12 protein-coding genes are annotated in these 12,473 nt (G+C 55.2%); 3 read left to right on the forward strand and 9 right to left on the reverse strand.

Features of this window, described 5'->3' with window-relative positions:
- Position 1: 1 nt before the first annotated feature.
- Both hydN and hypF read left to right on the forward strand, forming a co-directional pair.
- Positions 2–547 (forward strand): electron transport protein HydN, encoded by a 546-nt coding sequence (gene hydN, locus GFC06_RS09725; RefSeq protein WP_003037366.1) that lies wholly within the window; start codon positions 2–4, stop codon positions 545–547.
- Positions 548–641: 94 nt separating this feature from the next.
- Positions 642–2,882 (forward strand): carbamoyltransferase HypF, encoded by a 2,241-nt coding sequence (gene hypF, locus GFC06_RS09730; RefSeq protein WP_049282638.1) that lies wholly within the window; start codon positions 642–644, stop codon positions 2,880–2,882.
- Positions 2,883–2,992: 110 nt separating this feature from the next.
- Here hypF and norW read toward each other — a convergent pair whose 3' ends face one another.
- Both norW and norV read right to left on the reverse strand, forming a co-directional pair.
- Positions 2,993–4,126 (reverse strand): NADH:flavorubredoxin reductase NorW, encoded by a 1,134-nt coding sequence (gene norW / locus GFC06_RS09735; RefSeq protein ID WP_153690095.1) that lies wholly within the window; start codon positions 4,124–4,126, stop codon positions 2,993–2,995.
- Complete coding sequence (gene norV, locus GFC06_RS09740) at positions 4,123–5,571, reverse strand: anaerobic nitric oxide reductase flavorubredoxin (protein WP_016154175.1); 1,449 nt, start codon at positions 5,569–5,571, stop codon at positions 4,123–4,125. The genes norW and norV overlap by 4 nt, the downstream gene beginning before the upstream one ends.
- Positions 5,572–5,762: 191 nt before the next feature.
- Here norV and norR point away from each other — a divergent pair, with 191 nt between their 5' ends.
- The gene (gene norR / locus GFC06_RS09745) at positions 5,763–7,280 is read left to right on the forward strand and encodes a nitric oxide reductase transcriptional regulator NorR (RefSeq protein ID WP_153690096.1); all 1,518 of its coding nucleotides are present in this window, start codon (positions 5,763–5,765) and stop codon (positions 7,278–7,280) included.
- Here norR and gutQ read toward each other — a convergent pair.
- From gutQ to srlA, 7 genes are all read right to left on the reverse strand, one after another.
- On the reverse strand, positions 7,277–8,242 hold the full coding sequence (gene gutQ, locus GFC06_RS09750) for an arabinose-5-phosphate isomerase GutQ (RefSeq protein WP_046274841.1): 966 nt from the start codon (positions 8,240–8,242) through the stop codon (positions 7,277–7,279). The genes norR and gutQ overlap by 4 nt on opposite strands.
- Complete coding sequence (gene srlR / locus GFC06_RS09755) at positions 8,235–9,008, reverse strand: glucitol operon DNA-binding transcriptional repressor SrlR (protein ID WP_153690097.1); 774 nt, start codon at positions 9,006–9,008, stop codon at positions 8,235–8,237. Before srlR ends, gutQ begins: the two co-directional genes overlap by 8 nt.
- A 196-nt stretch (positions 9,009–9,204) precedes the next feature.
- The gene (gene gutM, locus GFC06_RS09760) at positions 9,205–9,564 is read right to left on the reverse strand and encodes a transcriptional regulator GutM (protein WP_016154172.1); all 360 of its coding nucleotides are present in this window, start codon (positions 9,562–9,564) and stop codon (positions 9,205–9,207) included.
- 97 nt (positions 9,565–9,661) lie between these two features.
- A complete protein-coding gene (gene srlD / locus GFC06_RS09765; protein WP_003037345.1) occupies positions 9,662–10,441 on the reverse strand; it encodes a sorbitol-6-phosphate dehydrogenase in 780 nt (259 codons plus the stop codon).
- A gap of 17 nt (positions 10,442–10,458) precedes the next feature.
- The gene (srlB, locus tag GFC06_RS09770) at positions 10,459–10,821 is read right to left on the reverse strand and encodes a PTS glucitol/sorbitol transporter subunit IIA (protein ID WP_016157310.1); all 363 of its coding nucleotides are present in this window, start codon (positions 10,819–10,821) and stop codon (positions 10,459–10,461) included.
- Positions 10,822–10,834: 13 nt separating this feature from the next.
- Positions 10,835–11,806 carry a PTS glucitol/sorbitol transporter subunit IIB gene (gene srlE, locus GFC06_RS09775; RefSeq protein WP_016154170.1) on the reverse strand — a complete coding sequence of 324 codons (972 nt, stop codon included), beginning with the start codon at positions 11,804–11,806 and terminating at the stop codon, positions 10,835–10,837.
- Complete coding sequence (srlA, locus tag GFC06_RS09780; RefSeq protein WP_016154169.1) at positions 11,803–12,366, reverse strand: PTS glucitol/sorbitol transporter subunit IIC; 564 nt, start codon at positions 12,364–12,366, stop codon at positions 11,803–11,805. Before srlA ends, srlE begins: the two co-directional genes overlap by 4 nt.
- Between the last annotated feature and the right edge of the window lie 107 nt (positions 12,367–12,473).

Below are 12,473 nucleotides of genomic sequence, written 5' to 3' on the forward strand. Positions count from 1 at the left end.
GATGAACCGTTTCATCATTGCAGACGCCAATAAATGCATTGGTTGCCGTACCTGTGAAGTGGCCTGCGTGGTATCCCATCAGGATAACCAGGACTGCGCATCGCTGACCCCTGAAACCTTTTTACCCCGCATTCACGTCATCAAAGGCGTTAATGTCTCCACGGCGACGCTGTGCCGCCAGTGTGAAGACGCGCCGTGCGCTAACGTCTGCCCGAACGGTGCAATCAGCCGTGATAAAGGCTTTGTCCACGTGATGCAGGAGCGCTGCATTGGGTGTAAAACCTGCGTTGTGGCTTGCCCTTATGGCGCAATGGAAGTGGTCGTGCGTCCGGTTGTTCGTAACAGCGGGGCAGGTCTGAACGTCCGGGCAGAAAAAGCCGAAGCCAATAAGTGCGACCTGTGCCACCATCGTGAGGCCGGCCCTGCCTGTATGGAAGTCTGCCCGACTCACGCGCTAATTTATGTGGATCGCAATAAGCTTGAGCAACTGAGCGCTGAAAAACGCCGTCGCGCGGCGCTGGATTCCACGGCATCTTTGCTGTTCTGATATCTGAAAATCCGCGTAAAATACGTGCCGGATAAGGCGAAGCCGCCATCCGGCAAACGGACATTTCAGGGATACAATACCGCGGGAATTCATCATGACAATAAACAACCACTCCGGCGTACAGCTGCGTATTCGCGGTAAGGTACAGGGCGTCGGATTTCGCCCCTACGTCTGGCAACTGGCGCAGCGGTTACAGTTACATGGCGATGTGTGTAACGACGGTGACGGTGTGGTTGTGCGTATACAGGAAGATCCGGCAGAGTTTATTGCGCAGTTGCATCAACACTGCCCGCCGCTGGCGCGCATTGACAGCGTTGAGAGCGAACCGTTCGCCTGGACGCAGCCGCCTGCCGATTTCTCGATTCGGCAAAGTGCTGGCGGCACGATGAATACGCAAATCGTTCCGGATGCCGCGACCTGTCCAGAATGTCTGGTTGAAATGAATACCCCCGGTGAACGCCGCTATCGTTATCCCTTTATCAACTGCACCCACTGTGGCCCGCGCTTTACGATTATCCGCGCCATGCCCTACGATCGCCCGTTTACCGTGATGGCGTCATTCCCACTCTGTGCGCAATGCGATAAAGAGTATCGTGATCCGTACGACCGTCGCTTCCATGCCCAGCCCGTTGCCTGTCCGGCATGCGGTCCCCACCTCGAATGGTTTAGCGCGGGTGAGCGGGCGGAGAAAGAAGAGGCGTTGCAGGCGGCAGTATCGCGCCTGAAAGCGGGCGGTATTGTGGCCGTTAAAGGGATTGGTGGGTTTCATCTGGTGTGCGATGCACGAAATGATGACGCCGTAGCGCTGCTCAGGCTGCGCAAACACCGTCCGGCAAAACCTCTGGCAGTGATGCTGCCCGGTGATGACGGACTGCCTGAACCCGCTCGTCGTTTGCTGACAACCCCAGCCGCGCCGATCGTGTTGGTGCAGAAACGCTATATCGCAGCATTGAGCGAGGGCATTGCGCCAGGGTTAACGGAAGTGGGCGTCATGCTGCCAGCGAATCCGTTGCAGCATTTGCTCTTACAAGAGATGAATTGTCCGTTGGTAATGACCTCCGGCAATCTCAGCGGCAGACCGCCCGCTATTACCAACGCGCAGGCGCTGGAAGATTTACACGAAATTGCCGATGGTTTCCTGCTGCATAACCGCGAAATTGTGCAGCGGATGGATGACTCTGTGGTACGCGACAGTGGGGAGATGCTGCGTCGTTCACGGGGTTACGTGCCGGATGCGGTGGCGCTGCCGCCAGGATTTCACGACGTGCCGCCGATGCTTTGCCTGGGCGCAGATCTGAAAAATACCTTCTGCCTGGTGCGTGGTGAACAGGCGGTTATCAGCCAGCATTTGGGCGATCTCAGCGATGACGGCATTCAGCAGCAGTGGCGTGATGCGCTGCGCCTGATCCAAAACATTTATGACTTTACGCCGCAGCGTATCGTGCATGATGCACACCCTGGTTATGTTTCCAGCCAGTGGGCCAGCGAAATGAATCTGCCAACCGAAACGGTGCTGCATCACCATGCGCATGCCGCTGCGTGTCTGGCCGAGCACGGCTGGTCGCTCGACGGTGGTGACGTGATTGCCCTGACGTTAGACGGTATCGGCATGGGGGAAAACGGCGCGCTGTGGGGGGGAGAGTGTTTGCGGGTCAACTATCGTGAATGCGAGCACCTTGGCGGCTTACCGGCGGTAGCGCTGGCGGGGGGCGATCTGGCGGCAAAACAGCCGTGGCGCAATTTGCTCGCGCAGTGCCTGCGCTTTGTTCCTGACTGGCAGCGCTACCCGGAAACATCGGTGCTGCAACATCAAAACTGGAACGTGCTGGCGCGCGCCATTGGGCGGGGGATTAACGCGCCGCTGGCGTCATCGTGCGGACGGCTGTTTGATGCCGTTGCCGCCGCGCTTCAATGTGCGCCGGAATCGCTGAGTTATGAAGGTGAGGCGGCCTGCGCGCTGGAGGCGATGGCATCGCAATGTGCTGGCGTTGAGCACCCTGTCACGGTGCCGCTTGATGGCAATCAGCTGGACTTAGCGGTTTTTTGGCAGCAATGGCTGACCTGGCAGGCCAAACCTGCCGAAAGAGCGTGGGCGTTTCACGACGCGCTGGCGCGTGGGTTTGCTACCCTGATGCGTTTGCAGGCCGAAGAGCGGGGGATTAAGACGCTGGTATTCAGCGGAGGTGTGATGCATAACCGCTTATTGTCAGCCCGGCTGGCGTTTTATCTGCATGATTTTACCTTACTGTTCCCACAGCGTTTACCGGCGGGCGACGGCGGGTTGTCGTTGGGGCAGGGCGTGATTGCCGCGGCGCGGGCGTTGGCGCAAAAATAAAAAAAGCCCCGGGACTGGCGGGGCAAGAACAACAGGTCGGGGCATACCGACAAGTGGCAACGCACATCCATGTGCGTGAGGTTAATAAATCAAGCAACGGTATCCTGTACTTACACGGGCAGCGTTTTCAGCAGCGCAAAGGCCTCTTTCATGCGGTCTTCGCTGACGACAAAGGCACATAGCTGGCCTGCGTCGTTCATCCCTCTGGCCACCATCCCTTGCGCTTCGGCGGCAATATGCCAGTTCAGATCGCGGCGCTGGGTTTCCCCAGCCAGATGCAAAGGTAATTCCGGCGTTTTGACTTTTACCAGCATGGCAGGCAACTTCAATGGTGCATTGCCGCCGAGCAGGTTTTTCGCCAGATACATGGCGCTCAGCTGAATCGGTTGCAGGAACGGGAGTACCTGACCGTTAATTTCCGCACAGTCGCCGAGAGCATAAATGTCCGGGTGGCTGGTTTGCAGGTAACTGTCGACGCAGACGCCACGATTGATGTTCAATCCGGCGCGACGCGCCAGCGCGGTTTCAGGGCGCAGACCCGTAGCGGCGATCACCGCATCGACTTCTATGCTGCGGCTACGATCGAGCGTGGCGCGAATCCCCGACTCCGTTTTCTCCAGCCCCTGAAGCTGCGATTTCAGCAGCAGGTGTACGCCCATATCGGTCAGACGATGCTGTAAGCGACTGCTTACTTCTGGCGGCATCAGCGAAGCCAGAATGCTGGCGGCGTTGTCGATAAGCGTCACCACTTTACCAGCACGACAAAAATCCATCGCCAGTTCGCTGCCAATCAAGCCGCCGCCGACAATCAGCACCCGTTGGGCGTCACGCAGTTGTGTTTCACAGGCGCGATACTCTTGTTGGCTGTTCAGTGTGAGCATTAACTCACGTCCGGTAATCGGCGGTACGAAGGCAGATGCTCCCGTCGCCAGCACCAGTTTGTCGTATGGCCACTGTTGCTCCTGGCTTTTCACTACGTGAGCATCGGCATCGATGTCGGTTACCCAGGTGTGCGGAAAGAGGCGCAAATTAAACTGTTCGGCAAACTCCCCCGCCGACTGGCGGGTGAGGTCGTCTGCACGTTGCGACTGACTGATAACATGGCTGAGATCGGGCTTGTTGTACTCATCCATACTGTCCGCAGCAATCAGGGTCAGCGGGATATTTGCATCCTGCTTACGGATATTTTTGACTAACTGGCGGGCGGCGAAGCCCGAACCAATAATGACAATTCCGCGGCTCATTTTGCCTCCGTTGCCAGTACGTCGAAGACGTCTTTACCTAATGAACATTCCGGGCACAGGAAGTTATCCGGCACGTCGCTCCACGGTGTTCCCGGCGCGACATCCTGCAGCGGTTCACCTTTTGCCGGGTCGTAAATCCACTGGCATACGCTGCACTGCATGCTTGGACCAAGATCAGCGGCAGCCGCAGCGGCACAGGCGCACTCTTCCTCTTTGGTTGCCGTTTTGACGATTGTTTCCGGCAGCGGAGCAAGCGCCCACTGACGTGCGATTTCACGGCCATGCTGGCGACACAGTTCCAGCGCGTCCAGATCCGGACGCCATTTCGCTTTCAGACTCAGCGACATCTCGAAACCGGCATCCTGCAAGCGTGTGGACAAACGGTCTACCGCACCGCCGCTCCAGCCGTGTGAACCAAAGGCGCTGGCGCGTTTGTTACGAAAACGCAGGCCGGTCATCTCTTCTACCAGACCGGCGATTTTTGGCATCATTACGTTGTTCATCGTTGAAGTACCAACCAGCACGCCTTTAGAGCGGAAGACGTTAGTCAGGACTTCGTTTTTGTCGCTACGGGCGACGTTAAAGATTTTCACCGCCACGTTCGGGTCAACTTCGTTGATGCCCTGGGCAATGGCGTCCGCCATCATGCGGGTGTTGTTGGACATGGTGTCGTAGAAAATGGTGATACGGTCTTCCTGATAGTCAGCCGCCCATTTCAGATACATTTCAACGATTTGTGTCGGGTTGTCGCGCCATACCACGCCGTGGGAAGTGGCAATCATATCCACCGGCAGGTTGAAGCCGAGAATCTCAGTGATTTTCGGTGTAACCAGACGGCTGAACGGTGTCAGGATGTTGGCGTAGTAACGCTGGCACTGTTCGAACAGTTCGGTCTGGTCAACTTCGTCGTTAAACAGACGTTCATCACAGTAGTGCTGGCCGAAGGCATCGTTACTGAACAGCACCGCATCGCCGGTCATGTAGGTCATCATGCTGTCAGGCCAGTGCAGCATCGGTGTTTCAACGAAGATCAGCTGCTTACCGTTGCCAATGTCCAGCGAGTCGCCGGTTTTCACCACGTTGAAGTTCCACTCCGGGTGGTGGTGGTGCCCGTTGATAGAGTCAATAGCGTTGGCTGTGCAGTAAATTGGCGTGTCCGGGATGCAGGACATCAGTTCAGTCAGCGCACCGGCATGGTCCTCTTCCGCGTGGTTAATGATGATGTAGTCGATATCTGCCAGGTCAATTTCACTGCGCAGGTTCTGCACGAATTCACGGCTAAACTTGTGGTCTACTGTATCGATCAGGACATTTTTTTCTTCACGGATGAGATAGCTGTTGTAGCTGCTACCGCGCAGCGTTTTATATTCAGTCCCGTGGAAATCACGAACTTCCCAGTCACGTTGGCCAACCCAATGAATGTTATTTTTAACCAGAATAGACATAGCAACCTCAGTAATTAATTCAGCGTTTTTCTAAAAAAGATGTTTTGCTTATTGCAGGTTGCGTGCCAACTTTTTATTTTGTTGATTTTAAAGGGTTTGTTTTTTAATGCCTATAAGGTGGTAGTCAAAATGACTATTCATTTTATTGTCAATATGACAATATGAATTGTCAAAATGACAATGAGGTCGTCATGAGTTTTTCCGTAGACGTGCTGGCGGGTATCGCCATTGAATTACAAAGCGGTATTGGACATCAGGACCGTTTTCAACGCCTGATAACCACATTGCGTCAGGTGCTGGAGTGCGACGCGTCGGCATTGCTGCGCTATGAGTCGCGACAGTTTATTCCGCTGGCGATCGATGGGCTGGCGCAGGACGTTCTCGGCAGGCGCTTTACCCTGGAAGGGCATCCTCGTCTGGAGGCGATTGCCCGCGCCGGGGACGTGGTTCGTTTCCCTGCCGACAGCGATTTGCCAGACCCTTACGATGGGCTGATTCCGGGCCAGGAGAGCCTGAAGGTACACGCCTGCATTGGCTTACCGCTGTTCGCTGGTCAAAATCTGATTGGCGCGTTAACGCTGGATGGCATGGAGCCCGATCAATTCGACGTTTTCAGCGATGAAGAACTTAGGCTGATTGCCGCGCTGGCGGCGGGCGCGCTGAGCAATGCGCTGCTGATTGAACAACTGGAAAGCCAGAATATGTTGCCGGGCTCGTCGACGGCCTTCGAGCAGGTGACTGAAACCCAAATGATTGGCCTGTCGCCCAATATGCTGCAGTTGAAAAAAGAGATTGAGATTGTGGCGGGATCCGATCTCAACGTACTGATTAGCGGCGAAACGGGGACCGGGAAGGAGCTGGTAGCTAAGGCTATCCATGAAGGTTCGCCGCGCGCGGTGAATCCGCTGGTGTATCTGAACTGCGCGGCGTTGCCGGAAACCGTAGCGGAAAGTGAGCTGTTTGGTCACGTAAAAGGCGCCTTTACCGGGGCTATCAGCAATCGTAGCGGTAAGTTTGAAATGGCTGACAATGGGACGCTGTTTCTCGATGAGATTGGCGAGCTCTCGCTGGCGTTACAGGCTAAGTTGCTACGTGTGTTGCAGTACGGCGATATTCAGCGTGTGGGTGACGATCGCAGCCTGCGCGTGGATGTTCGGGTGCTGGCGGCAACGAACCGTGATTTACGGGAAGAGGTGCTGGCCGGGAATTTCCGTGCGGATTTGTTCCACCGTCTGAGCGTCTTTCCCCTTTCCGTACCGCCCCTTCGTGAACGCGGCGAAGATGTGGTGCTGCTGGCCGGTTATTTTTGCGAACAATGTCGGCTGCGGCTGGGACTTTCCCGCGTGGTGTTAAGTCCCGGCGCGCGTAGTCATCTGTTGAATTACGGCTGGCCCGGGAACGTGCGTGAGCTGGAACATGCCATTCACCGGGCGGTTGTTCTGGCAAGGGCCACCAGGGCAGGGGATGAAGTGGTGCTTGAGGCGCAGCATTTTGCCCTGCAGGATGAAACCCCGGCTCCCCAGGCAGAGGTTGTTGCGGAGATCCCGCAGCATCGCAACCTGCGTGAGGCAACGGAGTCATTCCAGCGGGAGATGATCCGCCGGGCGTTGGCGCAAAATAATCTCAGTTGGGCGGCAAGTGCGCGGGCGCTGGAAACAGACGTCGCCAACCTGCACCGGCTGGCGAAACGTCTGGGGCTGAAGGATTAGAGAATACCTGCCTGATAGAAATCCTGCAGGTTGATAGCACCGGTGAGTTTACCGTTTTCATCTACCACCGGTGCGGCAGTGATTTTGCGCTTCATCAGGATCTCTTTGGCGTCAATGGCGCGGCTCTGGGCCTGCAGCGTAATGCCATTATGGGTCATTGCTTCGCTAACCTGAGTGGTGAGCGCTCCGCCGCCAACCAGCCAGCGGCGCAGGTCGCCGTCGGTAAAGACGCCTTTCACCAGCGACTCGTCGTCGCAGACTGCCACCAGGCCAAGACCCGTACGGCTTAGTTCCAGCATCGCGTCCATGACGCTGGTGGTGAGCGTCACCTGCGGAATGGCATCGTCACGGCGCATCAGATGATGCACTTTATTTAACAGACGAGCGCCCAGCGCACCCGCCGGATGCGAGCGGGCAAAATCTTCTTCGTTAAAGCCGCGCGCCTGCATCACGGCGATTGCCAATGCGTCGCCCATCATCAGAGTGTTCACGGTGCTGGAAGTCGGTGCCAGGCGCATCGGACAGGCTTCACGCTCAACGGAAATATCCAGCACGGCTTTGGCTGCCAGACCCAGCGGTGAGGTCGGTTTTCCGGTCATTGCCAGCAGAGCGACGGATTTGTCTTCCAGGCGCGGAATGATGAGATCCAGTTCTTTTGCGCCGCCGGAGTAGGAAATAAACAGCATGACATCACGGCTTTCAATCATCCCTAAGTCGCCGTGCAGCGCTTCAGCCGGATGCACAAAAAAGGCGGGCGTGCCGGTACTGGCGAGGGTCGCTGCTATTTTTTTGCCAATATGGCCTGATTTGCCAATCCCGGAGACAATCACTTTGCCTTCGCAGTGGATGATAGTATTGGCGGCGCGGACAAAATCATCGCCCAGTCGTTCAGGCAGTCGGCTGGCTTCCTGTAGCTCCAGCATTAACGTCTGACGGCCCGCGTTCAGTAGTGCATCACTCATTGGTTTCTCCGGTTATGATCACTTCAATCCCTTTTGCTTCCAGCGCCTGACGAAACGCTGGGTTGATACCCGCATCGGTAATCAGCTTGTCGACGCTTTCCAGACTGCACACAACATTGGGGCTTTTGCGCCCAAATTTTGACGAGTCAGCCATCAGAATCACTTCGCGAGCGGCATTGCACATCGCTTTACTGACGCTAAACACCTCATTAAAGGTGGTCACGCCGGCATTGAGGTCAATGCCGTCGGTACCCATGAAGAGTTTATCAAAGCTGAACTGCTCAAAGGCGTTTTCTGCCAGCTGACCGTGAAATGACGCAGATTTTTTGCGAAAGGTCCCGCCGGGCATCAGGATAGTTTGCTCGTTGTCCAGCTCTGAAAGGGCGTTAACAATGTGCAGACTGTTGGTCATGACGGTGATGTTGCTAAAGCGGGTGAGCATCGGCACCATCTGCAATACGGTGCTGCCCGCATCCAGAATAATCGAGTCGCCATCGTGAATAAAACGGACGGCGGCTTCAGCAATCTGCTCTTTTTTATGCGTATTGATTAGCGTTTTGTGATCGATTGGCGGGTCGGATTCGTCTTTATTTAATACCACGCCGCCATAGGTACGAATGACGGTTCCGGCATTCTCCAGAATGACCAGGTCTTTGCGAATGGTCGTGCCGGTTGTGTCAAAGTAGTGGGCCAGTTCTTCAACCGAGCATTTCCCCTGCTTTTGCAGGTGCTCCAGTATGGCTGCCTGTCGCTGACGAGGTTTCATAGGCGTGATTACCCTGACTTATATATACCCGTCATACTTCAAGCTGCATGTGTGTTGGCTTTCCTCGCTCACCCTAGTCACGTACTTATGTACGCTCCTGGGGATTCGCTGCGTCGCCGCCTTCCTGCAACTCGAATTATTTAGGGTATAGGTTGCAAAATGATAATTTCGCAAGCTATTAGCATTCACAACGAAATTACCCATGTTTCAGTTTAAGCGCCAATGATAGTGCATTCTGCGCTAACGGATCATGGGGAAAGATCACATCAGGCTGTAAATCATCAAGATGTTTGCCCATTATCGTGGCAATTTTACCGGGCCTGGCAAATACAGTAAGACCTTTCATAAATAACGAATCGGTAACCCGCTGCTGTTCATCCAGCGCGATGGCGACCACCACGCGGGGTTTAAACCGTCCACCGGAACGACCTACGCCAACCCGACCCCGCTGGCAGAGTTGATCAAACGCCCGATTAAAGCGGGATATTTGCCAGCCACCGAGCGCCAGTTGCAGGCACCAGGCGATAGCGGCGACGGTAATCAGTGCGGAAACCATAATGTGCTCCTTTGATTTTGCCGGATGGTGGCTGTGCCTTATCCGACCATGTGTGTGTAGGCCCGGTAAGCGCAGCGCCACCGGGCAATCATGTTTCTTAGAACATCACCTGACCACCGGTCACGTTAATGGACTGACCGGTGCAGTAAGAGGCTTTCGGGCTGGCGTAAAACAGCAGCATGTTCAGCACGTCCTGATAATCGCAGCCGCGCTTAAGCGGAACCTTATCAATGTAGTACTGCTCGACTTCGTCTGGCTTAAGGCCAAGCTTGGTCGCATATTGCGGTAATAATGACTGAAACATCGGTGATTTCAGCAGATTGCCGAGCATCAGTGAATGCACGGTGATCCCGTATTCCGCCAGATCTAGCGCCAGCGACTGGGTTAAACCTACACCGCCAAATTTTGCCGCGCTATAGCCTGAGTTGTGTTTACTGCCCACTTTCCCTGATTTGGAGTTGATCTGGATAATGCGTCCCTGGACGCCATCGCGGATCATCAGGCGTGAAAATTCACGTGCGCAGAGGAAGTAGCCGACCAGATTCACCTGCAGTGAGCGGTCGAAATCCCCAAGCTGAAAGTCGCTGATAAACGCGGCTTTAGCGATACCCGCGCTGTAAACCAGCAGATCGACGCGGCCAAATATTTCATCCACTCCGCGCGACAGCGCCAGCACACTCTGTTCGCTGGTGGCATCAGCGCCAAAACCGTAGGCGGTGCCTTCGCCAAACTCGGCGTTAATTTCCTGCGCGACGTTGGCGGCTTTATCGCTTTGGATATCCACCACCGCGACGCGGTACCCTTCTGTCGCAAGCCCACGGCAAAGGAATGCCCCCAGGGTCTGGCCTCCACCAATGACAACGGCAACCTGATTCATCTTTATCTCCTTCAATCTTAAGCAATAAACTTCAAAATACAGCCCGGTGCGATACCGTCCGGTACGGGGCCCGCAACGTGTACGGTGCCGGGAAATTCCGCTTCACTCAGTCCGTCAAAACGCAGAGTGATATGCCCCAGTTCACGTAAGTTTTGTTCCGCCACGCTGCCAACGGCTGTGACCGGGTAGTGATGCTGGCCTAGCTCAAATTGGATCCCAGCCTGCAAAGAGCCGTTCAGCTCCCCATGGCAATGGATGAAGCAAAATTCTTCGATATCCGCAGGCGCGCCTTCACGAAAGGTAATTAGCATCTGGTCGCAGAGTGCATCCGGGGCGCTCTGGCCGATGCGGGTGATGGTGGTTTCATAAATCACGGTCATTTTTGAGTGCCTCTTATTGGTAAATAAAGCCGGAAACAAACCAGGCGATGAGAACGGTCGGTGCGCCGGTCAGAAAACGACTCACCAGTACGGATGGCACACCGACGCGGACCGTGTCCTGGCGCGCTTCGGCTAGCGACAATCCGACTGGAATAAAGTCGCATGCCGCCTGAGCGTTAATGGCGAACAAGGCAGGTAGCGCCAGATGCGGAGGAATGTTCCCCAAACCAATCTGTACGCCGATCAGGACGCCGATAACCTGGGCGATGACCGCACCAGGGCCGAGGAAAGGGGACAGCAGCGGGAAAGAGCAGATCAGCGCCAGGGTTACCAGCCCCAGCGGATGGCTGGCCAGCGGTGCGAGTCCATGGGCAATCCAGTCCCCCAGGCCAGACGCCATAATGATGCCGATCAGCGCCGAGACGAACGCCATAAACGGCAGAATGGTTTTCAGGACGGTATCGATAGTGTCTCGCCCGGCCTGAAACAGAACCGCAACGGCTGAACCCATTCCCATGCCGACTTTTGCCAACAGACCGTCGCTTTGTTCGGTAATTTTCTTGCTGGTGTCGTACTCGCGACCCATCGTGCTGTTTGCAGGCGTTGGCGCAGCGGATGCTTCACCGATAACGGTAATGTTTTCTTCTTTCACGCCAGAGACATAGATATCTTCGATAATATATTGGGCCAGCGGACCGGATTTACCCGTCGCGTGAATATTCACTGTTGGTATACGACGTTTTGGATAGATCCCGCAGCGCAGCGTGCCGCCGCAGTCGATGATCGCCACGCCAATTTCGTTCTCTGGCGGCTCGCCTTCTTTGAAGCCATCAACGGCCTGCCAACCTGTCAGGCTGGCTATCCTGTCGACTATTGCGGGGCGAGTCCCTGCGGTGATATAGACAATTTTCTTGCCTGGCACGGCATCCAGTTCAAGCGGGCCGCCCCAGCCGCCGGTGCCTTTTTCAATACGAATACGCGTCATGATGCTGCTCCCGCCAGATGTACTTTCTGCTCAAGTTGAATGCCCATTTTTTTCTCAAAGATGGTGGTGGTGAAATCGGTCACCCAGCCGCGGAAGAAGTTGGTCACCAGGCCGACCAGCAAATAGCTTACCGCCAGCGGGCCGAGCGGAAGACCCAGCGTGGTCAGACCGCTGGCGATCCCCAGATAGACGAACAGCTCACCGGGGTTGATGTGGGGAAATAAGCCGTTCATTGAATGGCAGCTGTAAGAGGCGGCTGCGTAGTAGCTGGGCTTGAACTTTTCCGGCATAAAGCGGCCCAGGCTCAGCGTCATAGGATTACAAAACACAAATGTGCCGATGCACGGCAGCAGTAGATAGCGGGACAGCGGGTTTCCGGCGCAGCGCTGGGCAAAACGTTCAATACGTTGCTGACCGATAAAGTTAATCAGCGCATTCATGATGACCAGCAGACTGATCAGCAGAGGCAGAATACCGGTCACCATGCCGGTAAACACCTCTCCGCCTTTCTGGAACAATCCGATAAACCACTCAGCACCGAGTGTGATGGTGTCGATCATTATTCTACTCCTGTAGGGGTTTTAGTTATCTTGCCAAACGGTAACTAATTTTAATCAGATTGAAAGATTTAAAAGTGTTATTTTGATCGCAAAATGAAAGATAAATA

The sequence above is a fragment of the Citrobacter braakii genome, assembly GCF_009648935.1.
GTDB lineage: Bacteria > Pseudomonadota > Gammaproteobacteria > Enterobacterales > Enterobacteriaceae > Citrobacter > Citrobacter braakii.

Bases quoted from the DNA above. Each gene is read 5' to 3' on its own strand.
- gutQ (WP_046274841.1), bottom strand. From the start codon at position 8,242: ATGAGTGATGCACTACTGAACGCGGGCCGTCAGACGTTAATGCTGGAG.
- hypF (WP_049282638.1), top strand. From the start codon at position 642: ATGACAATAAACAACCACTCCGGCGTACAGCTGCGTATTCGCGGTAAG.
- gutM (WP_016154172.1), bottom strand. From the start codon at position 9,564: ATGGTTTCCGCACTGATTACCGTCGCCGCTATCGCCTGGTGCCTGCAA.
- srlD (WP_003037345.1), bottom strand. From the start codon at position 10,441: ATGAATCAGGTTGCCGTTGTCATTGGTGGAGGCCAGACCCTGGGGGCA.
- norW (WP_153690095.1), bottom strand. From the start codon at position 4,126: ATGAGCCGCGGAATTGTCATTATTGGTTCGGGCTTCGCCGCCCGCCAG.
- norR (WP_153690096.1), top strand. From the start codon at position 5,763: ATGAGTTTTTCCGTAGACGTGCTGGCGGGTATCGCCATTGAATTACAA.
- srlR (WP_153690097.1), bottom strand. From the start codon at position 9,008: ATGAAACCTCGTCAGCGACAGGCAGCCATACTGGAGCACCTGCAAAAG.
- norV (WP_016154175.1), bottom strand. From the start codon at position 5,571: ATGTCTATTCTGGTTAAAAATAACATTCATTGGGTTGGCCAACGTGAC.
- srlA (WP_016154169.1), bottom strand. From the start codon at position 12,366: ATGATCGACACCATCACACTCGGTGCTGAGTGGTTTATCGGATTGTTC.
- hydN (WP_003037366.1), top strand. From the start codon at position 2: ATGAACCGTTTCATCATTGCAGACGCCAATAAATGCATTGGTTGCCGT.
- srlB (WP_016157310.1), bottom strand. From the start codon at position 10,821: ATGACCGTGATTTATGAAACCACCATCACCCGCATCGGCCAGAGCGCC.
- srlE (WP_016154170.1), bottom strand. From the start codon at position 11,806: ATGACGCGTATTCGTATTGAAAAAGGCACCGGCGGCTGGGGCGGCCCG.